Annotated in this window: 22 protein-coding genes and 5 tRNA genes; 17 read left to right on the top strand and 10 right to left on the bottom strand. The window is 71.9% G+C overall.

The features are described 5' to 3' along the window. Positions 1–1,677, bottom strand: a complete 1,677-nt coding sequence (locus IEZ11_RS22820) for a multicopper oxidase family protein (protein ID WP_189264698.1) — start codon at positions 1,675–1,677, stop codon at positions 1–3. 197 nt (positions 1,678–1,874) lie between these two features. Beyond that, complete coding sequence (locus IEZ11_RS22815; RefSeq protein WP_189264697.1) at positions 1,875–2,546, bottom strand: lysophospholipid acyltransferase family protein; 672 nt, start codon at positions 2,544–2,546, stop codon at positions 1,875–1,877. 320 nt (positions 2,547–2,866) lie between these two features. On the opposite strand from IEZ11_RS22815, the gene IEZ11_RS22810 reads away from it, so the two are divergent. The 3 genes from IEZ11_RS22810 to IEZ11_RS22800 all read left to right on the top strand — a co-directional run bounded on the left by IEZ11_RS22810 (position 2,867) and on the right by IEZ11_RS22800 (position 5,171). Further along, a complete protein-coding gene (locus IEZ11_RS22810) occupies positions 2,867–4,048 on the top strand; it encodes a glycerophosphodiester phosphodiesterase (protein WP_189264696.1) in 1,182 nt (393 codons plus the stop codon). Positions 4,049–4,122: 74 nt separating this feature from the next. Beyond that, positions 4,123–4,629 (top strand): sigma-70 family RNA polymerase sigma factor, encoded by a 507-nt coding sequence (locus IEZ11_RS22805; protein WP_189264695.1) that lies wholly within the window; start codon positions 4,123–4,125, stop codon positions 4,627–4,629. Between the two features lie 44 nt (positions 4,630–4,673). Next, entirely contained in the window at positions 4,674–5,171 is a 498-nt protein-coding gene (locus IEZ11_RS22800; RefSeq protein ID WP_189264694.1) for a GNAT family N-acetyltransferase, read from the top strand. An 88-nt stretch (positions 5,172–5,259) separates the two neighbouring features. Here the strand turns inward: IEZ11_RS22800 and IEZ11_RS22795 are convergent, their stop codons facing one another. Further along, the gene (locus IEZ11_RS22795) at positions 5,260–5,679 is read right to left on the bottom strand and encodes a hypothetical protein (RefSeq protein WP_189264693.1); all 420 of its coding nucleotides are present in this window, start codon (positions 5,677–5,679) and stop codon (positions 5,260–5,262) included. Position 5,680: 1 nt separating this feature from the next. Next, entirely contained in the window at positions 5,681–6,040 is a 360-nt protein-coding gene (locus tag IEZ11_RS22790) for a hypothetical protein (protein ID WP_189264692.1), read from the bottom strand. A gap of 69 nt (positions 6,041–6,109) precedes the next feature. Here IEZ11_RS22790 and IEZ11_RS22785 point away from each other — a divergent pair, with 69 nt between their 5' ends. The 10 genes from IEZ11_RS22785 to IEZ11_RS22740 all read left to right on the top strand — a co-directional run bounded on the left by IEZ11_RS22785 (position 6,110) and on the right by IEZ11_RS22740 (position 18,893). Then, positions 6,110–6,757 (top strand): HAD family hydrolase, encoded by a 648-nt coding sequence (locus IEZ11_RS22785; protein ID WP_189264691.1) that lies wholly within the window; start codon positions 6,110–6,112, stop codon positions 6,755–6,757. Positions 6,758–7,134: 377 nt separating this feature from the next. After that, complete coding sequence (locus tag IEZ11_RS22780; RefSeq protein WP_189264690.1) at positions 7,135–8,169, top strand: methionine ABC transporter ATP-binding protein; 1,035 nt, start codon at positions 7,135–7,137, stop codon at positions 8,167–8,169. Further along, positions 8,166–8,891, top strand: a complete 726-nt coding sequence (locus IEZ11_RS22775) for a methionine ABC transporter permease (protein WP_189264689.1) — start codon at positions 8,166–8,168, stop codon at positions 8,889–8,891. Before IEZ11_RS22780 ends, IEZ11_RS22775 begins: the two co-directional genes overlap by 4 nt. A 70-nt stretch (positions 8,892–8,961) precedes the next feature. Then, complete coding sequence (locus IEZ11_RS22770) at positions 8,962–9,798, top strand: MetQ/NlpA family ABC transporter substrate-binding protein (RefSeq protein WP_189264688.1); 837 nt, start codon at positions 8,962–8,964, stop codon at positions 9,796–9,798. A gap of 176 nt (positions 9,799–9,974) precedes the next feature. Beyond that, positions 9,975–10,604 carry a GNAT family N-acetyltransferase gene (locus IEZ11_RS22765; RefSeq protein WP_189264687.1) on the top strand — a complete coding sequence of 210 codons (630 nt, stop codon included), beginning with the start codon at positions 9,975–9,977 and terminating at the stop codon, positions 10,602–10,604. A gap of 113 nt (positions 10,605–10,717) precedes the next feature. After that, positions 10,718–11,944, top strand: coding sequence for a precorrin-6y C5,15-methyltransferase (decarboxylating) subunit CbiE (cbiE, locus tag IEZ11_RS22760; protein WP_189264686.1), 1,227 nt, complete (start codon positions 10,718–10,720; stop codon positions 11,942–11,944). Between the two features lie 344 nt (positions 11,945–12,288). After that, positions 12,289–16,101, top strand: a complete 3,813-nt coding sequence (gene cobT / locus IEZ11_RS22755; RefSeq protein WP_189264685.1) for a nicotinate-nucleotide--dimethylbenzimidazole phosphoribosyltransferase — start codon at positions 12,289–12,291, stop codon at positions 16,099–16,101. Positions 16,102–16,494: 393 nt separating this feature from the next. Continuing rightward, positions 16,495–17,727 carry a uroporphyrinogen-III C-methyltransferase gene (gene cobA, locus IEZ11_RS22750; RefSeq protein ID WP_189264684.1) on the top strand — a complete coding sequence of 411 codons (1,233 nt, stop codon included), beginning with the start codon at positions 16,495–16,497 and terminating at the stop codon, positions 17,725–17,727. A gap of 92 nt (positions 17,728–17,819) precedes the next feature. Further along, positions 17,820–18,638 (top strand): TrmH family RNA methyltransferase, encoded by an 819-nt coding sequence (locus tag IEZ11_RS22745; RefSeq protein ID WP_189264683.1) that lies wholly within the window; start codon positions 17,820–17,822, stop codon positions 18,636–18,638. Positions 18,639–18,752: 114 nt separating this feature from the next. After that, positions 18,753–18,893 carry a hypothetical protein gene (locus IEZ11_RS22740; RefSeq protein WP_229713289.1) on the top strand — a complete coding sequence of 47 codons (141 nt, stop codon included), beginning with the start codon at positions 18,753–18,755 and terminating at the stop codon, positions 18,891–18,893. On the opposite strand, the gene IEZ11_RS22735 is transcribed toward IEZ11_RS22740, so the two are convergent. After that, the gene (locus IEZ11_RS22735; RefSeq protein ID WP_189264908.1) at positions 18,883–20,199 is read right to left on the bottom strand and encodes a serine/threonine-protein kinase; all 1,317 of its coding nucleotides are present in this window, start codon (positions 20,197–20,199) and stop codon (positions 18,883–18,885) included. The genes IEZ11_RS22740 and IEZ11_RS22735 overlap by 11 nt on opposite strands. 196 nt (positions 20,200–20,395) lie before the next feature. On the opposite strand from IEZ11_RS22735, the gene IEZ11_RS22730 reads away from it, so the two are divergent. The 4 genes from IEZ11_RS22730 to IEZ11_RS22715 all read left to right on the top strand — a co-directional run bounded on the left by IEZ11_RS22730 (position 20,396) and on the right by IEZ11_RS22715 (position 22,817). Then, a complete protein-coding gene (locus IEZ11_RS22730) occupies positions 20,396–20,671 on the top strand; it encodes a DUF8836 family protein (RefSeq protein WP_189264682.1) in 276 nt (91 codons plus the stop codon). A 209-nt stretch (positions 20,672–20,880) separates the two neighbouring features. Further along, complete coding sequence (locus tag IEZ11_RS22725) at positions 20,881–21,057, top strand: hypothetical protein (RefSeq protein WP_046726640.1); 177 nt, start codon at positions 20,881–20,883, stop codon at positions 21,055–21,057. A gap of 377 nt (positions 21,058–21,434) precedes the next feature. Then, positions 21,435–22,361: a phosphotransferase family protein gene (locus IEZ11_RS22720; protein ID WP_189264681.1), complete on the top strand. Its 927-nt coding sequence runs from the start codon at positions 21,435–21,437 to the stop codon at positions 22,359–22,361. A gap of 144 nt (positions 22,362–22,505) precedes the next feature. After that, on the top strand, positions 22,506–22,817 hold the full coding sequence (locus tag IEZ11_RS22715) for a TFIIB-type zinc ribbon-containing protein (protein WP_089103196.1): 312 nt from the start codon (positions 22,506–22,508) through the stop codon (positions 22,815–22,817). A gap of 49 nt (positions 22,818–22,866) precedes the next feature. On the opposite strand, the gene IEZ11_RS22710 is transcribed toward IEZ11_RS22715, so the two are convergent. The 5 genes from IEZ11_RS22710 to IEZ11_RS22690 form a co-directional block, all read right to left on the bottom strand. Next, a tRNA-Val gene (locus IEZ11_RS22710) sits at positions 22,867–22,938 on the bottom strand. Positions 22,939–22,972: 34 nt separating this feature from the next. Then, positions 22,973–23,044: transfer RNA gene (locus IEZ11_RS22705), tRNA-Val, on the bottom strand. 34 nt (positions 23,045–23,078) lie between these two features. Continuing rightward, positions 23,079–23,150, bottom strand: a tRNA-Val gene (locus IEZ11_RS22700). 1 nt (position 23,151) lies between these two features. Next, positions 23,152–23,225: transfer RNA gene (locus tag IEZ11_RS22695), tRNA-Cys, on the bottom strand. Positions 23,226–23,263: 38 nt separating this feature from the next. After that, positions 23,264–23,336 (bottom strand) — tRNA-Gly (locus IEZ11_RS22690). Between the last annotated feature and the right edge of the window lie 70 nt (positions 23,337–23,406).

The raw sequence follows: 23,406 nt of genomic DNA, 5'->3' as shown, positions 1-23,406 counted from the left end.
TCACTTCTTATAGCCCAGCACCGTCATCATCCCGCTCTCCGAGTGGTACTGGTTGTGGCAGTGCAGCATCCACAACCCGGGGTTGTCGGCGTCGAAGTCGAGCACCAGCTTGCGATGGGGCAGCACGATCGTGGTGTCCTTGCGGGCCCCCGCCGAGCTGATCCCGTCGACCGCGAACGTGTGCCCGTGCAGGTGCATCGGATGCCACATGTCCGTCGCGTTGATGAGGGTCAGCCGGACCCGCTCACCGGCCCGCACCGCATGCCGCTCCCGCACGTCGTACAGCTTGTGGTCGAACCCCCAGTCGTACTTCTGCATCGTCCCCGTGATCCTGATCCGCAGATCGCGGTCGGGGTGCCGGTCGTCCAGGGCGACGGACTCGGCCGGCACCAGGCGGCGGGCCGGTACGATCTCGCGGTCCAGTTCGGCAGGCCGCACATCCGGCGCGGGAAGGTTTCTGCCCTTGTCGGTGCGGAGGATCGCGACCGCCTTGCCCTTCTTGCCCTCGGCGAGCGCGACGAGCGGGAAGACGCCGTCCTTGGCGGTGACGAGGACGTCGTACCGCTCGGCCATCCCGACGAGCAGCGCGTCGGTCCTCTTGTGCTGCACGGGATAGCCGTCGGTGTGGGTGACGGTCAGGGCGTGGCCGCCGAGCGCGACCCGGAAGGCCGTCTCGGAGCCCGCGTTGATGATGCGGATGCGGATCCGGTCGCCGGGGCGGCAGCGGAAGACGGAGGGGTCGGTACGCAGGCGCCCGTTGGCCAGGTAGTGCGGGTAGGCGACGTTGCCGCCCTCGCCGTGGAGCATGCTGCTGTGCGAGTTGCGCAGCACCCGGTCGGGGCCCGTCGGCTTCTTGGACCTGGACTTGGAGGGTGACGGGGACGCGTGTGCGGACGGGTGCGCGGACGGGTGCACGGACGGGTGCGCCGATCCGTGGGCGCTCGGGCTGCTGCGGCCGGGGCCCATGCCCATACCCATGTCCATGTCCATGGACCCGCCCGGTTTGAGCTGGTCGAGCACCTGCTCCGGGTTGGAACCGTCGATGTCGTCGACCCAGTCGTCCAGGACGACGATCCATTCCTGGTCGTAGGAGAGCGGCTCCTTCGGGTCGTCGACGACGAACGGCGCGTACAGGGCCCGGTCGGGCTGCATGCCGACGTGCGAGTGGAGCAGATACGTGCCCGGGTGGGAGGCGACGAACCGGTAGATGAAGTCCGTCCCCGGCGCGATGGGCGACTGGGTCAGGTCCGGAACGCCGTCCATGTCGCAGCGCAGCCGTACCCCGTGGGCGTGCAGTGTGGTCTTCTCGGGCAACTGGTTGGAGAGGGTCAGGCTGAGGACGTCACCGGCGGTGACGCGCACCAGCGGCCCCGGCACCGACTCGTTGTACGCCCAGCTGTGGACCGACCGTCCGCCCAGGTCCAGCATGCTCCTGGCCGCCGTGAACCTGATCATGCGGACAGGGCCGGACCCGCGCTTCCGCTCGGCCGCGAGCACCTCTGGGTCCGACGGGTTGACGAACCCCCTGGGCCCCTGCGGGACGAACGCCGCGGTGCCGGCCGTGTGCTGCGGTCCGGAACTGGGTTCGGAGCCGGAGTCGGAACATGCCGCAAGGAGCCCCGCCCCGGCGGCGGCGAACGGAGCGCGGAGCAGGGTACGCCGAGAAGGTTTCTGCATATCTGAATAAGACATGCTGTCTGCTCATATGGCCGGTAAATGCGGATGAATGACCGAAGTGTCGGGGCAGATTCCACCGGCAGGCGGACGCCGGACGGATGTCCGGCAGATGGCAGACAGAAGGGCACGGACCACCGGTCCGTGCCCGTCCGCCGAAAGAGTGTCAGCCGGTCCTCGTCGTCAGCCGGTCCTCGCCGTCAGGCGGCCTTCGCCTTCGTGGCGTACATGTCCACGTACTCCTGCCCGGACAGCCGCATCACCTCGGCCATCACCGAGTCGGTCACGGCCCGCAGCACATAGCGGTCCCGGTCCATCCCCTCGTACCGGGAGAACTCCATGGCCTCGCCGAACCGGACGGTGACCTTGCCGGGCCGCGGGATGCCCGCGCCGCCCGGCTGCAGCTTGTCCGTGCCGATCATCGCGAACGGCACCACCGGCGCGCCCGTCATCAGCGTCAGCCGCGCGATGCCGGTACGGCCCCGGTAGAGCCGGCCGTCGGGGGAGCGCGTGCCCTCCGGGTAGATCCCGAAGACCCTGCCCTCGTCCAGGACCCGCTTGCCGGTCATCAGCGCGGCGACCCCGCCGCTCGCGCCGTCCCGGTCCACCGGGATCATGCCGACGCCGGTGAAGAACCAGGCCATCAGCCGGCCCTTGAAGCCCTTCCCGGTGACGTACTCGTCCTTGCCGATGAAGAACACCTGCCGCTTGCTCACGAGCGGCAGGATCATCGAGTCGATGAACGTCAGGTGGTTGCCGGCGAGGATGACCGGACCGTCCCCCGGGATGTGCTCCACGCCCTCCACCTGCGGGCGGAACATCAGGCGCATGATCGGTCCGAGCACTGCCTTGATGAGCGCGAAGCGGGACAACGGGTCCTCCGATGTCGAGGGGCGGTATGAGTCTGTGCAGGTGAGGACATTACTCGCGGCTCGGTGGGAAGCGCACATCGAGTACGGCCGGTTCACCGAGGTCTTACGTACTGTTGACGCTGGTTTACCTGCGGTGACATTCCGGGGGCGGGCCGTAACCCGCCCGCGACGATGTGACGGAAGTCGCCGACGGACCCTCGTCGCCCGCCGTCCAGCAGCCATGCGGCGTCACCCGGCCGTTGGGCCGACGGTCTCCCCTCGGTCACGTCCGCAGCCCTACGATCAGCCGGCATCGAAGGGCGAAGGTCAGGAGAGCGCTCATGAACACGCACGACTCGGACGGGCGGACACAGCCGAACGGCACGACCGGACGGCGGGCGCTGCTCGGCGCCGCGGTGCTCGGCGCGGGCGGCGCGGTCCTCGGGCTGCCCGGCGCGGCCAGAGCGGCCGAGGCGAAGCCGGCCGGCCACGGCGGCGGCCTGAAGAGCCTGCCGAAGCCGACGATCATCGGCCACCGGGGCTCCAGCGGCTACCGCCCGGAGCACACCTTCGGCTCCTACGACCTGGCCCTGGACCTCGGCGCCGACGTCGTCGAGGCCGGCGACCTCGTCCCCACCAAGGACGGTCACCTGGTCTGCCGCCACGAGCCGGAGATCGGCGGCACCACGAACGTCGCCGACCACCCCGAGTTCGCCGACCGCAGGGCCACCAAGACGCTGGACGGCGTGCCCACCACCGGCTGGTTCACCGAGGACTTCACGCTCGCCGAGCTGAAGACGCTGCGCGCGGTCGAGCGCATCCCGGCCAACCGCCCGCACAACACGCTCTACAACGGCCGCTGGGAGATCCCCACCTTCGAGGAAGTCCTCAAGTGGCAGGACGAGCAGACCCGCAGGCGCGGCAAGCAGGTCTGGATCTACCCCGAGACCAAGCACCCCACCTACTTCCGCCGCCTGGGCCTCGGCCTTGAGGAGCGGGTCGCCAAGCTGCTGCGCAAGTACGGCAAGGACAAGCGGAACTCGCCGGTCATCCTGCAGTCCTTCGAGCCGAGCAGCATCCAGCGACTGAACACGCTGGTCGACAACCCGCTGGTGGTCCTGCTCTCCGGCGCGACCACCCAGCCCTACGACTTCGTCGCGACGGGCGACCCGCGCACGGTCGCCGACCTGATCACCCCGAAGGGCCTGCGGGAGATCGCCGGTTACGCGCAGGGCATCGGCCCGACCGTCGACCTGATCATCCCGAAGGACGCGAGCGGCAACCTCACCACGCCGAGCACGCTGGTCGCGGACGCCCACAAGGTGGGCCTGGTCCTGCACCCCTACACCATGCGCAACGAGAACCCCTTCCTGCCGCCGGCCTACCGCAACGGCACGGACCCGGACGCCTACGGCAACGTCTTCCCGGTGTTCCAGAAGTACTTCGAGACCGGCATCGACGGCGTCTTCACCGACAACGCCGACACCGCGCTGCTGGCCCGCGCCGACTTCGTCAACGGCTGAGCCACCGCACCCCGTTCGGGGTGTCTCCCGGCCGCCCCGGCAACCTCTGCCGGGGCGGCCGCGTCGTTCCGCACATGACGAACGACCTGGTCGCCGCCCTGCGTCCGCTGCTCACCGCGGAGGCCGCCGCGGAGGCGCATGCCTGCGGAAGCGACCCCCGCGACCTGGAGCAGACCGTGTGGCTGCGCCTTCTGGAGCACCTGGAGACCCACGGCCCGCCCCTGGCCCCCGAGGACTGGCTGCGCCGTGCGGTGCGCGCCGAGTCCCGCCGCACCCGACGCACCGCCCGCCGGGAACGCCCCTACACCGCCGACCCGGCCGACCCCTCCACCGCCACCCCCGAACAGCGCGTCCTCACCACCGCGCGCCACCGTGCCCTGCGCGAGGCGGTGGCCCGGCTGCCCGGCCGCTGCCCCCGTCTCCTCCAGGCCCTGCTCTCCCCGAAGGACCTGACATACCGGGAGATCGCGGGGGAGTTGGGTATCTCACAAGGCAGTCTCGGACCGGAACGTTCCAGATGTCTGGGTTGTCTGCGCCGATTGTTGACGCCGGAGGTTGCGCCCCGCGAAGCGCGGGGATAGGAGTGAGGACAACACGTGATCAGGTGAGCGGGAGGCGTGCGCACATGGGCATGAGCGTGACCATCTCGGTGGCGACCGAGCAGGATGCAGAGCAGATCTTCAGGCTCCAGTACCTGTGCTTCCAGAGCGAAGCGGCGCTGTACGGCAACTACCGCATCGACCCGCTCGTCCAGAGCCTCGACTCGGTCCGCCAGGAGCTCGCCGCCGACTGCGTCTTCGTCGCCCGCCTCGGCGAGGAGGTCGTCGGCTCGGTCCGCGGCTCGGTCACCGAGGACGGCGCCGCCGCCATCGGCAAGCTCTGCGTCCACCCCCGCCTCCAGGGCCACGGCATCGGCGCGAGGCTGCTCCGCGCGGCCGAGGAGGCCCTGGCCGAACAGCGCGGCGCCAAGAAGTTCCGTCTCTTCACCGGCCACCGCAGCGAGGGCAACCTCCGCCTCTACCGCCGGGTCGGCTACGAAACGGTAGGCACGTCAAAGGGCGCCGACGGCGTCCCGATGATCGTCCTGGAAAAGCCGGCCAGTACGTACGCGACAACGGCCTAGCTTTTCAACGCCCCCTGCCGAAGCGCCCCGCAAGGGGCGCGGGGAACTGCGCGACCAGCCACAACGCACCGTCAGCCGCGCACGTTCCTCAAGAGGCTGCCCCCTTGGCACCCTTCCGCAACCAGTACAACGCGGAAACCGGCAGCAGCACAGGGATGAACACGTACCCCATCCCGTAGTCCGACCACACGGTCGCGTCCGGGAACGCGGAAGAGTCCACGAGGGTCCACGTACCCACGATCAGCACCCCGGCGAGCTCGGCGGCGCAGCACACCTGCGCCACCCTGCGCGCGGTCTCACCGCCCCGCACCAGCGTGTACGTGATGAACGCGTACACCACCCCCGCCACCGCCGACAGCGAGTACGCGAGCGGCGCCCGGTCGAACTCCGTCGCGATCTGGTACGCGGACCGCGACACCGCCCCGACGACCATCACGCCGTAGAACCACACCAGCAGCGTCCCCGGCCCACTGGTCAGCCGCTTCGGCCTTTCTTCCACGGCCGTCATCTCACCCTCCCCAGATGTCATAGAGCCGCACCTCCAGCACGGCCAGCACCACACCGCCCGCGGCGACCGTCACGGAACCCCACCGCGTGCGCTCGGCGAGCGACATGAACCCCGCGGCCGGGACGCACGCGAACGCCCCCAGCAGATAGGCGACGAAGATCGTCGTCCCCTGGTCCGGCTTCTCGCCCCGCGCCAGCAGCACGATCCCGGCGATCAGCTGGATCAACGCCAGCACCGACACCACGGCCATCCCGATGAAGTGCCAGTCCTTCGTCGGCTGGTCCCGGTACGCGGCCCAGCCGCACCACGCGGCGAGCAGCAGCGCGGCGACTCCGGTCACCAGCAGCAGGGCATTGAGCATGCGGCGACCTTATTACGGCCGAAACGGCCCGACGCCGTCGCCCCTGCCGTACACCGTAGGGTCCAGACCATGACGATCCACGCACAAGCCCTTCTGTTCGACAATGACGGCACCCTGGTCTCCTCCCTCGAATCCGTCGAGCGCTGCTGGACCCTCTGGGCGGCGGAGTACGGCGTCACCGAGGAGTTCGCCCGAGTCGAACTGCACGGACGGCCCGCCGCGGACATCGTCGCCGATCTGCTTCCGGCGGCCCTGGTGCCGGCGGCGGTCGCCCGGGTCGAGCAGCTGGAGGTGGAGGACGTCCCCGACGACGGCGTCCACCTGCTCCCCGGCACCGCCGCCTTCCTCGCCGCCCTGCCCGCCGACCGCTGGGCCGTCGTCACCTCCGCCACCCGCCGCCTCGCCGAGGCCCGCCTGGAAGCGGTCGGGATCCGGCCGAAGACGCTGGTGTGCGCCGACGACATCACCCGCGGCAAGCCCGACCCCGAGCCCTACCTCCTCGCCGCCCGGCAGCTGGGCGTCGATCCGGCGCACTGCGTGGTCTTCGAGGACGCCCCCGCCGGGCTCCAGGCGGGCCGTGCGGCCGGCATGACCACCGTGGCGTTGGCCACAACCCACCAGGCCCACGAGCTGGACGCGGACCTCGTGGTGAAGGACCTCTCGGCCTTGTCCGCGCTGGTCACCGACCGCGGCGTCCAGATATCGACCCGCGGCTGAAAGGTGTCCGCCGCTGTCCGGCATGCGGACAGCGGCGGCCTGTCAGGACCGTAGGTCTGGTTTACTGATCGCATGACCACGACGAGCGACCGCACCCCTGCGACCGAGGCGACCATGACGCCCGGTGCTCGTTGTATGTGTCGAATGTGCGCCTTCTAGAGGGCCCCCGCACCACCCCAGAGCTCGCGCCCCGAAGCGAGACCGGTGGCATGTCCGTACGGCGCGACGACGCGCGTGCGTGACGCAAGCCGCCCCCCCCGCGCACATGTTCTCCCCGGTTCAGCGCCCTTGCGAGAACCGTGCCGCGTCCCTGAACGAACGCACCCGTGCGCCCGGGCACACCCACGCCCGCGCACTCGACAGTGACGGAAACCCACGTGATCACCACAACGGGCCTGACCAAGGTCTACCGCTCGCGCGGCCGAGAGGTCACCGCCCTCGACGGCGTCGATCTCCATGTCCGCGAAGGCGAGGTGTACGGCGTCATCGGCCAGTCCGGCGCCGGCAAGTCCTCGCTCATCCGCTGCGTCAACCTGCTGGAGCGCCCCACCGCCGGCACCGTGACCGTCGACGGCCGGGACCTCACCGCCCTCGCCGGGCGCGGATCCCGGGCCGGCCGGGAACTGCGGCAGGCGCGCAGCCGGATCGGCATGGTCTTCCAGCACTTCAACCTGCTGTCCTCCCGGACCGTCCAGGACAATGTCGAGCTGCCGCTGGAAATCCTCGGAAAGTCGGGGAAGGAACGTTCCCGCAAGGCAGTTGAGCTGCTCGACCTGGTCGGGCTCGCCGACAAGGCGAAGGCCTACCCGGCCCAGCTCTCCGGCGGTCAGAAGCAGCGCGTCGGCATCGCCCGCGCCCTCGCCGGCGACCCCAGGGTGCTGCTCTCCGACGAGGCCACCAGCGCCCTCGACCCGGAGACCACCCGCTCCATCCTCCAGCTGCTGCGCGACCTGAACCGGCAGCTGGGCCTGACCGTGCTGCTCATCACGCACGAGATGGACGTCGTGAAGACGATCTGCGACTCGGCCGCGCTGATGGAGCAGGGGCGGATCGTCGAACACGGCACCGTCAGCGAGCTGCTCGCGACCCCGGGCTCCGCACTGGCCGCCGCGCTCTTCCCGGTCGGCGGCGAGGCCTCCGGCGACGACCGTACCGTCCTCGACGTCACCTTCCACGGCGAGTCCGCCACCCAGCCGGTCATCTCGCAGCTCTCCCGCACCTACAACATCGACATATCGATCCTCGGCGCCGCCATCGACACCGTCGGCGGCCTCCAGATCGGCCGGATGCGCATCGAACTGCCCGGCCGCTACGAGGACAACGTGGTGCCCATCGGCTTCCTGCGCGAGCAGGGCCTCCAGATCGACGTACTGGGCCGGGAGGCCCTGCTGGTGAAGGACGGTGCCCGGTGACCTGGTCCGAGATGCAGCCGCTGCTGTCCCAGGCGTGTTGGGACACGCTCTACATGGTCGGCTGGTCCACGCTGATCGCCGTCCTCGGCGGCCTTCCGCTCGGTGTCCTGCTGGTCCTCACCGACCGGGGCGGCCTGCTCCAGAACGTGCTGGCCAACAAGGTCATCGGGCAGATCGTGAACATCGCCCGCTCGATGCCCTTCATCATCCTGATGGTCGCGCTGATGAACTTCACCCGCTGGATCACCGGGACCACCATCGGCCGCGAGGCCGCCATCGTGCCGCTCGCGATCGGCGCCATTCCCTTCTTCGCCCGCCTGGTCGAGACGGCTGTCCGCGAAGTGGACGGCGGGCTGGTCGAGGCCGTGCAGTCGATGGGCGGCAACACCTGGACCGTCGTCCGCAAGGTTCTCGTACCCGAGTCGCTGCCCTCGCTCATCTCCTCCACCACGACCACGATCGTCGCGCTCATCGGCTACTCCGCCATGGCCGGCACGGTCGGCGCCGGCGGACTCGGCGACATCGCCATCCGCTACGGCTACCAGCGGTTCGAGACCGAGCTGATGTGGATCACGGTCGCCATCCTCGCGGTCGTCATCTCGCTCATCCAGTTCGCCGGCGACTACGCGGCCCGCACGCTGCACCGCCGTGGCGGCCACTCCGGCCCGGTCCCCAAGCTGCGGCTGCTCAAGGCGTCCGCCGCGACGAGCGACACCGTCTGAGCCACCCTCCCCAGAACTCCCCGCACCACCCACCGCGGGGTCGCTCCACCCTTAAGGAAAGGCACTTTTCGTGCGTAACACCGTAAAGCTCACCGCCGCTGTCCTCGCCGCCGGAGCCCTCACCTTCGGGCTCACCGCCTGCGGCTCGGACAAGGACTCCGCCTCCGGCTCCTCCGACTACAGCGGACCGCTGGTCGTCGCCGCGAGCCCGACCCCGCACGCCGAGATCCTCGACTACATCAAGGACAACCTGGCGAAGAAGGCCGGACTCGACCTGGAGGTCAAGGAGTTCACCGACTACATCACGCCGAACACGGCGACCGAGGACGGCTCGGTGGACGCCAACTACTTCCAGAACAAGCCGTACCTCGACGACTTCAACAAGAAGCGCGGCACCCACATCGTGCCCGTCGTCACGGTGCACCTGGAGCCGCTCGGTCTCTACTCCCACAAGGTCAAGAGCGTCGACGCGCTGAAGAGCGGCGCGACGGTCGCCGTCCCCAACGACGCCGTGAACGAGGCCCGCGCCCTCAAGCTGCTCGCCGCCAACGGGCTCATCACCCTCAAGGCCGACGCCGGCAGCGAGGCGACCCCGCAGGACATCGCCAAGAACCCCAAGAACCTCCGGTTCAAGGAGGTCGAGGCGGCCCAGACCGCGCGCTCCCTGGACGACGTGGACGCCGCGGTGATCAACGGCAACTACGCCATCTCGGCCGGCATCAAGCCCGCGAAGGACGCCCTCGTCCTGGAGTCCGCGAAGAACAGCCCGTACGGCAACTTCCTCGCGGTGAAGAAGGGCAACGAGAAGGACCCGCGGGTGAAGAAGCTCGCCAAGCTCCTCACCTCGCCCGAGGTGAAGAAGTTCATCGAGGACAAGTACCAGGGCTCGGTCATCCCGTCCTTCTGACGGCCCCGCCCCTCCCTTGGGCGGCACGTATACGGCGTATCGCCACGCACGGGGTCCACTCGGTCACCACGGGTGGACCCCGTCGTGCGGTTCGGTGGTTTCATGCTGCATGCTGGGCAGTTCGCAGGCCCGGCAGGTTCGGGCCTGAAGGATTTCCGAAGGTTACGGAGCGGCGCATGACTAGCACCTTCCCCAACATCTCCATCAGCACGGAGCGGTTGGTGCTGCGTGCCCTCGACGAGGACGACGTGCCCGCACTGGCCGAGATGATGAACGACGAGCAGGTGGGAGCCTGGACCGGCGTCCCCCAGCCGTACGGCGAGGACCGCGCCCGGCGCTGGATCACCGAGTACGCGCCGTCCGAACGGCTCGCCGGCCGGGGCCTGGACCTCGCGGTCACCGAGTTCCTCACCCAGCGCCTGGTCGGTGTCATCCAGCTCGCCAGGACCAACTGGTACATCAGGTCGACCGAGTTGTCGTACATCATCGCCCCCTGGGCACGCGGAGAGGGCTACGCCTCCGAGGCGGCGCTCGCCACCGCCCAATGGCTCTTCGGCGACCAGAAGTTCGAGCGCATCGAGCTGCGCACCGCCGCCGACAACACCGCCGCCCAGCAGGTGGCCCAGAAGATCGGCTGTATCAGCGAGGGCGTGCTGCGCAACGCCTGCATAGTCCACGTCCGCACCGAGGACGGCACCTGGGCGGACATGCGGACCGACTACATCGTGTGGAGTCTGCTCCCGGAGGATCTGGAGGGCGCGGGCGGGGAACTCGCCGGCGACGACGGCTTCACCTCCTGGAACTGACGGCGACGGGACGCGTCCCGGCACCCGCCGGACAGCTCCACCGGGTACCCTCACGGAGCCCGCCCCCGGGCCCCGACCCTGACGACCTGCGAAAACCCTGGAGACTGAGGACGATGGCCGACCGGGTCACGGTGATCGGCTGGGACGGCTCGCCCCTGACCGCCGCGGCACGCGGCGCGCTCGGCGCCGCCACCCTCGTCGCGGGCGCGGCCCACCATCTCGACCTTCCCGAGGTGCCGCCCCGCGCCGAACGCATCCGCCTCGGCAGCGTCGCCCTCGCCGCCCGTCGCATCACCGGCCACCGCGGTACCGCCGTGGTGCTCGCCGACGGCGACCCCGGCTTCTTCGGCGTGGTGCGGACCCTGCGCGCCCCGGAGTTCGGTCTGGAGGTCGAGGTCGTGCCCGCCGTCTCCTCGGTGGCCGCCGCCTTCGCCCGAGCCGGCATGCCCTGGGACGACGCACAGGTGGTCGTGGCACACCGGCGCACCCTGCGACGCGCGGTGAATGTGTGCCGCGCCCACACCAAGGTCGCCGTCCTGACCTCACCGGGCGCCGGCCCCGCCGAACTCGGCCTGCTTCTGGAGGGGGTCCCGCGCACCTTCGTCATCTGCGAGGAACTCGGCACCGACCGCGAACAGGTCTCCGTGGTCACCTCCGACAAGGCCCCCGACCACACCTGGCGCGACCCCAACGTCGTCATCGTCATCGGAGGACCGGCCGGACCGGTGGCCGCGGGCGAGGGCGGCGGCTGGATCGCCGGCCGGGATCCGGCGGCCGGCCCGCGCGGCTGGGTGCGGCCCGACACGGAGTACGGCGAGGGAGCCGCGCTCGGCGAAGGGGAGACGGAGCTGCTACGCGCCGCCCAACTCGCCCGCCTGGGGCCCCGGATGGGGGACCTGGTCTGGGACATCGGCTGCGGCAGCGGCGCGTTCGCCACCGAGGCCGCGCGCGCCGGCGCCGCCGTCCTCGCCGTCGACCGGGATCTCGCGGCCTGCGTCCGCAGCGAGGCGGCCGGCCGCAGGTTCGGGGTGCAGCTCCACATCGTGCACGGCAGCGCCCCGCACGTGCTGGAGAACCTGCCCGAGCCCGATGTCGTCCGGGTCGGCGGCGGGGGAGCCGCGGTGGTCTCCGCGGTCGCCGACCGCCGGCCGCAGCGCATCGTCACGCACGCCGCCACCCGGGACGCGGCGGAACTCATCGGCCGCGACCTGACCGAGCACGGATACGACGTCGAGTGCGCCCTGCTGCAGTCCGTCGAACTCGACACCAGGGCCTGGACGGAGACCGAGCGGAACGTCGCGTTCCTGCTCAGCGGCGTTCTACCTGAGCGCGCCCCGTGATCCTGTTGTCATACTGCGCGCGGTAGGCTGGCCGATCGCTGCACTGCACCGGTGGCCCGGACATTCGTTCGTCAATGTCCGGAAAACACGCCCCTTTTGGAGCGGGTGTGGTACGGCAGAACCGGGGACGCGCAACGTGGCGCAGTCCACAGCGGGCTGTCGCGGATCACGCTGTCGCGACGGTCGAACGGCCGGGACAATGCCACTGAATGGCTTTGTCGCCTTTTCCGGCGGGTCGTTCGTGCCGCTGGGCGTGCACGCTCGTTCTTCACTGCGGGACGGTCGGTGCGCCGTCCCGGGCGAGCTGGTCGTGGAAGGCACTAACCGATGGGCGAGGGGTACGCATGACGGACACCGGCCAGGTCCCGGGCGAGGGACTGCCGGAGAGCGCAGGCATGGTGGAGCAGCCGGGCGTTCCCGCGCACGGCGCGTACACCTACCTCTCCGAGTCTCCTGCCGAGGACGAGGACCTGCTCCTTCCCGGCGCCCAGGGTGCCTGGGGCAACGAAGTGCCGCCGCCGGCCCCGGAGCCGGTCGTCGAGACCGTTCACGAGCCCGGCCCGCACGAGACGGACGGCCGGGACAGCGGCTCGGTGGACCTCACCGCCGTCCGGCTGCCCAGCTCGGTACCGGCGTCCCCGATCCTCTCCGTGCCGCACGACCCGGCGGCCGCCCCGGCGCCGCGCCGACCGCTGCACCTCGGGCCGCCGATCCCGGACTCCTCCACCAGCATGGTCCGCTCCCTCGCCGACCGCGGCCCGGCCGGTGCGCCGGTACGGCAGCCGGGTCCGCCGACGGCCGGTCCCGAGTACCTCGACGTCCAGCCGCTGCACGAGGCCGTACCGCAGTCCGCCGCGCCCTGGGGTGCGCCGCAGAGCGTGCCGCAGACGGCACCGCAGGCCGTTCCGGTGGCCCAGGTGGTCGCACAGGCCCCGGCTGCCGAAACGGTTGTTCCGGTTTCGGAGACGGTTGCCGTCGCGGCTTCCGCTGCCCCTGCCCCTGTCGCTGTTCCGGAGCCGCAGCTCGCGGTCGGCCACGAGTTCCACACGCCCGAGCCGTCCGGCGCCGCCCAGGCGGCCGTCGCCCGGCTCGTCACCGCGGCCGTGGTCACGGATGTCGCGCCGGAGCCGCAGGCACCGGCGGCCGGCGTCGCCGTGCGGCCCGAGAACGCGTACGGTCCGCAGGGCGCGGCCCGGCCGGTCGAGGCGGGCGTTCCCGCGCCGGCGGCCGAGCCCGGGGGCGACCTGGGGCCCGAGGGCCCGGTGGCGCCGCAGGTCGCGCAGGACGCACAGCTGTCGGACGCCCCCCCGGCGCCGCGGTTCCCGGAGGTCGCGCAGGGGCCGGAGGCGGTACAGGTTCCCGGCGCCGACCCGGCACCCGGTGGGCCTGTCGAACCCGAGGCCGCGCCCGTGGTGGCGGAGGCCGGTCAGCAGTTCGCCGTACCGGAGTCGGCCGCCGCCGAGGCGATGCCGACCGGGCCGGGGCAGCAGGCGCAGCCAGTCGTGCCGGAGCAGCACGCCGTGCCGCCGGCCGTCGTGCCAGAGCAGGTCACGGAGACCGTCGCCGCCGAGTCCGGCCCGGCACCGGAAGCGGTCGTACCGGAAGCGGCTGTACCGGAAGCGGTTGTGCCGGAATCCGTCGTACCAGAAGCGGTCGCACACGAAGTCACCGCACCGGAAACCGTCCTGCCCGAGTCCGTCCTGCCCGAGTCCGTCCTGTCCGAGTCCGTCGTGGCCGGGGCCGTTCCGGTCCTGGAGGCCGTCGTGGCCGGGTCCGCCCAGCCGGTGCCCGCCGTGCCGCCCGTGCCGGTGCGGCCCGAGGAGGCTGCCGCCGAGGAGTCCGCCCCGGCCGCCCCCGTGCCCGTCGCCGCCGAGTTGCCGCAGCTCCCCCAGCCGCCGGAGCCCCTCGCCCCGGCCGCACCGGAGGCCGAGCAGGTCGCCCCGGCCGTCCCGGCAGCCCAGGCCGAGGTCCCCGCCCCGGCCGCCGTCCCCTTGGCCGAGACCCCCCAGGCACAGTCCGCCCAGCTGGTCGAGGTCCCCCTCGCCGGTCCGCAGACCCAGGGCACCGCGCCCGCCCCCGCCGCCGAGGAGACCCCGGCGGTCCCGGAGCCCCTGGCGGCGGCCACCGTCCCGGCGGAACCCGCGCCGGAGCAGCCCCTGGGCGAGTTCGTCCCCGTCGACGGCCAGCTGCCGACCACCCCGCACCTCGCCCCCACCCCGCCCCACCCGCTGGTCCTCCCCGCGCAGGACCAGGGCGGCGAGCCGTCGCCCGAGCAGGCGGCGACGGTCCCCGGGCCCCGCGAGGCCGAACCCGCTCCGCTGCCGGAGCACCCCGACGTCGTACAGCAAGCGGAGGACCTGGACACCAGGGCCGCCGACCAGGAAGAGAGCACGGCCCCCGTGGCAGAAGCACGTCAGTCCACCGGCCCGGCCGCGCCCGCCTACGACGACGCCGAACGCGAGGCCGTCCTCAAGGTCATGCGCGAACGCCGTGACATCCGCAACGGCTTCCGCAGCGACCCCATCCCGCACGAGGTGCTGCTGCGCGTCCTGGAGGCCGCCCACACCGCGCCCTCCGTCGGCCACTCCCAGCCCTGGGACTTCGTCGTCATCCGCTCGGCCGACACCCGCCGCTCGATGCACGAACTGGCCATGCGCCAGCGCGACGCCTACGCCAAGTCCCTCCCCAAGGGCCGCGCGAAGCAGTTCAAGGAACTGAAGATCGAGGCCATCCTCGACACCCCGGTGAACATCGTCGTCACCGCCGACCCGACCCGCGGCGGCCGCCACACCCTCGGCCGGCACACCCAGCCGCAGATGGCGCCCTACTCCGCAGCGCTCGCCGTCGAGAACCTCTGGCTCGCCGCCCGCGCCGAGGGCCTCGGCGTCGGCTGGGTCAGCTTCTTCGACGAGCGCGAGATGGTCCGCGCGCTGGGGCTGCCCGAGCATCTCGAAGTCATCGCGTACCTGTGCGTGGGCTACGTCGACGAGTTCCCGGACGAGCCCGAGCTGATGCAGGCCGGCTGGTCCAAGCGCCGCCCGCTGTCCTGGGTGGTCCACGAGGAGACGTACGGTCGTCGCGCGCTGCCCGGCGAGGACCCGCACGACCTGCTCGCCGAGACCGTCGCCAGCGTCCGTCCGCTGGACGCCAAGGCGCTCGGCGAGGCCTGGGAGCGGCAGAAGCGGATGACCAAGCCGGCCGGTGCGCTCGGCATGCTGGAGATCATCTCCGCCCAGCTGTCCGGACTGTCCCGGCAGTGCCCGCCGCCGATCCCGGAGCCCGCGGCGGTCGCGATCTTCGCCGGTGACCACGGGGTGCACGCCCAGGGCGTCACGCCGTGGCCGCAGGAGGTCACCGCCCAGATGGTGGCCAACTTCCTCGGCGGCGGAGCGGTCTGCAACGCGTTCGCCGGCCAGGTGGGCGCCGAGGTGTGCGTGGTGGACGTCGGTGTCGCGTCCGAGCTGCCGGCCACGCCGGGGCTGCTGCCGCGCAAGGTCCGCGCGGGCACGTCCGACATGACGACGGGCGCCGCGATGACCCGCGAGGAGGCCAAGCAGGCCATCGAGGTGGGCATCGAGACGGCCAGGGACCTGGTGGCCGCGGGCAACAAGGCGCTGCTCACCGGTGAGATGGGCATCGCGAACACGACCGCGTCCGCCGCGTTGATCTCCGTCTTCACGGGCGCCGACCCCGCCGAGGTCACCGGCCGCGGCACCGGCATCAACGACGAGACCCTCGCCCGCAAGACCGAGGTGGTCCGCCGCGCCCTGGAACTCCACCAGCCGGACCCGGCCGACCCGATCGGCGTCCTCGCCGCGGTCGGCGGCTTCGAACACGCGGCGATGGTGGGCCTGTTGCTGGGCGGCGCGTCCCTGCGTACGCCGGTGATCCTCGACGGCGTCAGCGCGGGCGCCGCCGCCCTCGTGGCCCGCGCGATCGCCCCCGAGGTCCTGGCCGCCTGCATCGCCGGCCACCGCAGCGCGGAACCGGGCCACGTGGCAGCCCTGAACAAGCTGGGCCTGCGCCCCCTGGTCGACCTGGACCTGCGTCTGGGCGAGGGCACGGGCGCGCTGCTGGCGCTCCCGCTGGTCCAGAGCACGGCGAGGGCGATGCACGAGGTGGCGACGTTCGACTCGGCGGGCGTGACGGAGAAGTAGGGACCGCGTCCCGCGTTCCCGCAGCGGCCGGCTGGTCGTTGCCTGCGGGCTGCGGGCTGCGGGCTGCGGGCTGCGGGCTGCGGGCTGCGGGCTGCGGGCTGCGGGCTGCGGGCTGCGGGCTGCGGGCTGCGGGCTGCGGGACGGCCGACCGGGTTCCTGTTCGGCCGACCGGTGGTTGCCGGCCGCGGTCCGCCGCGCCGGGTTTCCCTCTGGCCGACCCAGCGGTTGTGGGCAGGCGTTCCGCACGGCGGAACGGGTGGGCACAACCACCCGCAGCCGCGCACCCGGCACGCGATGCCCAGCCCCCGGACACCTGAGCCGCCCAAAACCCCCGCCCCGTAAAATCTGCACGTCAGGGCTACCCCACCGCCGCCGAAAGAGGAGCCGCACCTCATGGCCGAACACCCCGCCTACCCCGTAGGCCTCCGCCTCTCAGGCCGCCGCGTGGTCGTCCTCGGCGGTGGCCAGGTGGCCCAGCGCCGTCTCCCGGCTCTCATCGCAGCGGGCGCCGACATCACCCTCGTATCGCCGGAAGCCACCCCCTCCGTCGAGGCGATGGCCGACGCCGGCGAGATCACCTGGGCCCGGCGCCCCTACCAGGACGGCGACCTCGCCGAGGCCTGGTACGCCCTCATCGCCACCAGCGACCCCGCCGCCAACACCGCTGCCTCCGCGGAAGCGGACCGGCATCGGGTCTGGTGCGTGCGTTCCGACGACGCCGACCAGGCCACCGCCTGGACCCCGGCGACCGGCCACAGCGAGGGCGTCACGGTCGCGGTCCTCACCACGGACGCGCGCGGCCGCGACCCCCGCCACACCGCCGCCATCCGGGACGCGGTCGTCGAGGGACTGCGCGACGGCACCCTCGTCGCCCCCCACCACCGCACCCGCGCCCCCGGCGTCGCCCTGGTCGGCGGCGGACCCGGCGACCCCGACCTCATCACGGTCCGCGGCCGCCGGCTGCTCGCCGCGGCCGACGTCGTCATCGCCGACCGCCTCGGCCCCCGCGACCTCCTCGCCGAACTCCCGCCGCACGTCGAGGTGATCGACGCGGCGAAGATCCCGTACGGCAGGTACATGGCCCAGGAGGCCATCAACAACGCCCTCATCGAGCATGCCAAGCAGGGCAAGTCGGTCGTACGGCTGAAGGGCGGCGACCCCTACGTCTTCGGCCGGGGCATGGAGGAGGTCCAGGCGCTCGCCGAGGCCGGGATCCCGTGCACGGTCGTCCCCGGTATCTCCAGCTCGATCTCCGTGCCGTCCGCCGCCGGCATCCCGGTCACCCACCGGGGCGTCGCACACGAGTTCACGGTGGTCAGCGGACACGTCGCGCCGGACGACGAGCGGTCGCTGGCCGACTGGCCGTCCCTCGCGAAGCTGACCGGGACGCTCGTCGTCCTCATGGGCGTCGACAAGATCGGGAAGATCGCCGAGACGCTCGTCGCGCACGGCAAGTCCCCGGACACCCCTGTCGCGCTCGTCCAGGAAGGCACGACGGCCGCGCAGCGCCGGGTCGACGCGACCCTCGCCACGGTCGCGGAGGTCGTCCGCGCCGAGGAGGTGAAACCCCCGGCGGTCATCGTGATCGGCGCGGTCGTGAACGTCGGCCCGAGCCCGGCGGCCTGAAAGGGCACCCACGCGGGCACTGACGTAACCCCGGGTAACACAACCCGTCCCAGACCATTGGCACCCCACCCAGGACAAGGCAGTATCACCCTGTGGCCGATCTCATCACCGTTGAGGATCCCGACGACCCGCGCCTCCGTGACTACACGGGCCTGACCGACGTCGAGTTGCGCCGCAAGCGCGAACCGGCCGAGGGCCTGTTCATCGCCGAGGGCGAGAAGGTCATCCGCAGGGCGAAGGACGCGGGCTACGAGATGCGTTCCATGCTGCTGTCCGCCAAGTGGGTCGACGTCATGCGCGACGTCATCGACGAACTCCCGGCGCCCGTCTACGCGGTCAGCCCGGAGCTCGCCGAGAAGGTCACCGGCTACCACGTGCACCGTGGCGCGCTCGCCTCCATGCAGCGCAAACCGCTGCCGACGGCGACCGACCTGCTGCGCACCGCCCGCCGGGTCGTCGTCATGGAGTCGGTCAACGACCACACCAACATCGGCGCGATCTTCCGCTCGGCGGCCGCCCTCGGCATGGACGCGGTACTGCTCTCCCCGGACTGTGCCGACCCGCTCTACCGCCGCAGCGTGAAGGTCTCGATGGGCGCGGTCTTCTCCGTGCCGTACGCCCGGCTCGACACCTGGCCCAAGGGCCTGGACTCGGTCCGCGAGGCCGGGTTCACGCTGCTCGCCCTCACCCCGGACGAGAAGGCCCGCAGCCTGGACGAGGCCGCCCCGCACCGGATGGACAGGGTCGCCCTGATGCTCGGCGCGGAGGGCGACGGACTCTCCACCCAGGCCCTGGTCGCCGCCGACGAATGGGTGCGCATCCCGATGTCCCACGGCGTCGACTCCCTCAACGTGGGCGCGGCCGCCGCGGTCGCCTTCTACGCGGTGACCGCCGGCCGCCCGGAGAACTGACCGTGCGGGACGCGATCGTCGCCGTCCTGCGGCGCGGCGACCCGCCGTCCTGCGGCGCGGCGACCGGCTGCTGGTCATCCGGCGCGGACCGGCGACCCCGGCCCCGACCAGGACGTGGTCCCGGACCCCGGCGAGGCCGCCGGCTTCCGCTGGGTCACGGCGGCGGAGTTCCTCGCCCTGACCCCGGTCTTCGACCGCGACCGGGAGTTCTTCGAGCGCGTCCTGCCCGGCCTGGGCCGGCGCGCTACTCCCTGAGGGCCGGCGCGGACTTCGCCGGTACGCCACCGCCGGGCACGCCCATCCCGTGCGCGGGCCCGGAACAGCCCTGGGCCAGCGCGATGCCGAGCGCCACCAGCAGGGTCACCACGACGAACACGAACAGCCGCTGGCGCAGCAGCCGCGGATTGGCCGGCCGCCGTCCGGTACCGGTGGGGCGCGGTGCCGGCCGCCCGCCACCACCACGCGACGTGGACCGGCTCCCGGTTCCGGGCCGGGTGCCGTTGCCGCGCGGAGCGGGCGTGGGACGCGAGCCGTTCGGCCGCGACGGCACCCCGCCGGTCGGGCGCGGGCCGCTGCCGCCGCGTGCGGGGGCGCCGCCCCGCACCGGCGTGCCCGGCGAGGACTGCGTCCGGCGCTGGGTGCGCTGCGGCTCCGGGTAGGTCTCGGTGAGCCGCCCGGTGGGCCGGTCCGCCTCCGAGGCACGCGGCGCGGGCGGCCGTACGTCGGCCAGGCCCTGGGCCTCGCGTGCGGCGATCTCCTTCAGCCGCAGCGACAGCTGGAGCGTGCTCGGCCGCTCCTCGGGGTCCTTGGCCAGGCAGGCCCGCACCAGCGGTGCGAGTGCGTCCGGCACCCCCTGCAGATGGGGCTCCTCGTGGACGACCCGGTAGAGCATCACCTCGGAACTGCCGTGCCCGAAGGGCGAGTCGCCGGTCGAGGAGTAGGCGAGGGTCGCGCCGAGCGAGAAGACGTCCGTGGCGGGGGTCACGGCCGCCCCGCGCACCTGCTCGGGCGCGAGGAACCCGGGGGAGCCGACCGCGGTACCGACGTGGGTGAGGGTGGAGGCCCCGGTGGCCCAGGCGATGCCGAAGTCGATGATCCGCGGCCCCTTCGGGGACAGCAGGATGTTGGACGGCTTGAGGTCCCGGTGCACGACCCCGGCCTCGTGCACGGCGACCAGGCCCTCGGACAGCGCCGCCCCGACCGCCGCCGCCTCGGCCGCGCCGAGCGGGCCCTCGTCGGCGACCTTGTCGTGCAGCGAGGGGCCGGGCACGTACTGGGTGGCGAACCACGGCCGCTCGGCGTCCAGATCCGCCGCGACCAGCCGTGCCGTGCAACCGCCCCTGATCCGCCGGGCCGCCGAGACCTCGCGGGCGAACCGGGACCGGAACTCCTGGTCCTCCGCCAGATCGGGCCGGATCACCTTCAGCGCGACCCGCTGCCCCTTCTTGTCGGAGCCGAGGTAGACCACGCCCATGCCGCCGGCGCCGAGCCTTCTGTGAAGCCTGAACGAGCCGACGACGCGCGGGTCCTCGCGCCTCAGGCGCATCATCGCCATGTTCATCCCCGCTGCCCGGTCCGTTTGACGTGGCACAGCTTACGTTTACCGGGCCGCCCGTGCGCAGAGGCCGCGCCCTCTCGGATCGATGGATTGTCAGTGCCGGGTGCGAGACTTGAGAAGTGGTCAGGAAGGCGCCGTTATCGGCTCCTTTGAGCATCTGTCTGCTCCAACAAGCCGTCACAGAAGGGGGATTGATGCTGTGAAGGGTGACCGCGTGGAGATAGTCGTCGACGCCGGCGACACGACCCGTACCTACGAGGTGGTGGCGAGCAGGGCGGGCCGCCGGGTGGAGACAGCGGTACGACGAGGGGTGGTGGAAGTGAGCGAAGTCACGCGAAACGGCAGCGTCGTCCGTACCGCCCGCTTCATGGCGACCCGGGTCCTGGCCCTCGTCGAGCAGCCGGTGCCCCGCGAGGACAGCTCGGAAAAACCGGGAAGGACCGGGCACCCCCTCCGGGAAGACCCCGAGGGGTAGGACCAGACGTAGGACCCGTCTCCACCCAGGGGAGTAGACCGCAGGTCACGGCTCATCCTCTCGGAGGCCCGTGATTCGGTACGAGGGCATGACGTCCGCGAGCCGCCCCGCGCCTAGATTTGAGGTCAAGCGGCGGGTGCAGCACTCGTCCCCCGAGGTCAGACACCCGCCGCTGCCAACGACAACTGAGCACGGTCAGGAGAGGGACCATGGCCCTTACGGCACAGCGGACACACACCACCCGCCCCCGCCGACAGGGCCGTCGCCACCCGCTGGTGGCGACACTGATGGCCCTTCCCCTGGCGGCCCTGCTCCTCCTCGTCTTCGACGGCTGGGAGACAGTGGCCACACAGGCGTCGTCCGTGGGAGTGATGCTGGGGCGCTGAGCGGCGACCCCAGGCCCGGAAGAGCGGTCCGGGCGGGGACATCCACCCATGAAACCCCGTGGGGACGGGGGTGCGGCGGACGGCAAAATGCCGGCGCAGCTGGGGAGCTGCGCCGGCATTGCTCTTTTCCCGGACGGCGGTCGCTTTTCCTCTGCCGACCGGCGGGGGCTGATCGCGCAGTTCCCCGTGCCCCTACGGGGCGCTACTCAGCTGCGGGCAGGCGTGCCGCAGGGCGGCACGGGTGGGCGCAGCGGCACCCCGCGAGCGCGGGCGAGTGAAACGCCGGTACCCCGGCCCCGTCCCGGTCGCGTGTGAACCCCGGTCCACCGCACCCACGTACCCTCACCGCAGCACAGCCGCACCTCCCGGGGGACCCCATGACCGCAGACGTAGTACCCCAACTGACCGCCAGGGTCACCGCCGCCGCCCACCCCGACGCGGCCCCCTGCCACGGCACCTGCGGCACCGCCACCCTCGCCCACCGCCCCGACACCACGGTCCTGCGCCACGCGGACACCGTCGCGAAGGCCCACGCCCCCGGCACCGACTCCACCGCCCTCACCCGCCGCCTGGCCATCGCCGCCCGACTCCCCGACGTCTTCCTCCCGCCCCTCACCCCGGCCCCCGCCGCCTTCGTCGACGACCGTCCGGTCACCCTCTGGCCGTACGGCGTCCCCCTGGACCCCGACGTCCCGGACACCGCCCCCTGGGAAGCCGCCGCCACCCTGCTCGCCCGGCTCCACCGCACTCCGCCCACCCCTGCCGCACCCTGGATGCGCGGCCCCGCCAAGGCGGCCCAGGCGGTGACCAGGCTCCATGCGGCACTCGACGGCACCGGCACCGCCCATCCCGCCGCCCCGCCCGTCCTGCGTGCCTGGTCCGCGCTGCCCGCCTGGGCCCGCGCCGAGGCCCCGATGCCGGGCCCTCGCACCCTCTGCCATGGCGACCTGCACCTCGGCCAGCTGGTCCGGCACCCGGCGCCGGACGGTCCGTGGCGGCTCATCGACGTCGATGATCTCGGCGTCGGCGTCCCCGCCTGGGACCTCGCCCGCCCCGCCTCCTGGTACGCCTGCGGACTCCTGCCGCCGGACGAGTGGGCCCGCTTCCTCGCCGCCTACCGCGCGGCCGGCGGTCCGGCGGTTCCGGAGGACGGCGACCCCTGGCCCGCCCTGGACGTCCCGGCCCGCGCCCTCACCGTCCAGACCGGTGCGCGCTACCTCGCCAAGGCGCTCGCGGCGGACCGGCCCCTGGACGAGGTCGAGCAGTCCCTGATCGATGCTTGTGCCCGGATGGCCCCGGAATGACACCCGGCGCGGTCCTGGAGGGACCTCGGGCTCCGTCCGGTTGACGCACGATTTCCCGAAGTAGGCTGCAACCGGCCAGGGTCGGACGGAGTCTGTCCTGGAAGAACGTGAAGCAGTTTTTACCGGCGAGGAGTTGAGCCGACCATGCAGTGTCCGAAGTGTCATGCGCCGATGCACACCTACAACCGCAACGGCGTCCAGATCGAGCAGTGCAGCGGCTGCCGGGGCATCTTCCTCGACTACGGCGAGCTGGAGGCGCTGACCCAGCTGGAGGCACAGTGGTCCAAGCCGGTCCCGCCGCCGGCTCCGCAGGCCTACCCGGCCCCGCCCGCGCCGGCCTGGGGCGCCCCGCAGCACGGTGGCGGCCACCACGGCGGCGGCCACGGTCACTACGGCGGCCACGGCGGCCATCACGGCCACAACAAGAGCTGGGCGCACATGCTCTTCTCCAGCTGACCGCACGAAGAAGCCCCGGCCGTGGAGACGGCCGGGGCTCTTTGCTGTGTGGACGATACTGGGATTGAACCAGTGACCTCTTCCGTGTCAGGGAAGCGCTCTCCCGCTGAGCTAATCGTCCTCGGGATCATGATTCGAAGATCATGAGCGGTGCGTGCGCGATACTGGGATTGAACCAGTGACCTCTTCCGTGTCAGGGAAGCGCTCTCCCGCTGAGCTAATCGCGCGGGGCAGATCTCAGGCCCTCCGGCCAGGATCCAGTGGACGATACTGGGATTGAACCAGTGACCTCTTCCGTGTCAGGGAAGCGCTCTCCCGCTGAGCTAATCGTCCTTGGAGGTGGAGACGGGATTTGAACCCGTGTAGACGGCTTTGCAGGCCGTTGCCTCGCCTCTCGGCCACTCCACCAGGAGTGTAGGGGATCGGGAAGACCCCTCATTCCTTCGAGCGGACGACGAGGCTCGAACTCGCGACCTCAACCTTGGCAAGGTTGCGCTCTACCAACTGAGCTACGTCCGCCTGTCGTTTCGGTCCGCTCTCGCGTCCCGGCGACGTGTTGAACTCTAGCGGATTCCCCGGCCAGCACAAA

It is taken from the genome of Streptomyces fuscichromogenes (assembly GCF_014645815.1).
GTDB classification, from domain to species: domain Bacteria; phylum Actinomycetota; class Actinomycetes; order Streptomycetales; family Streptomycetaceae; genus Streptomyces; species Streptomyces fuscichromogenes.
The sequence above is the reverse complement of the archived record's forward strand: the minus strand, read 5'-3'. Positions and strand labels throughout refer to the sequence as shown.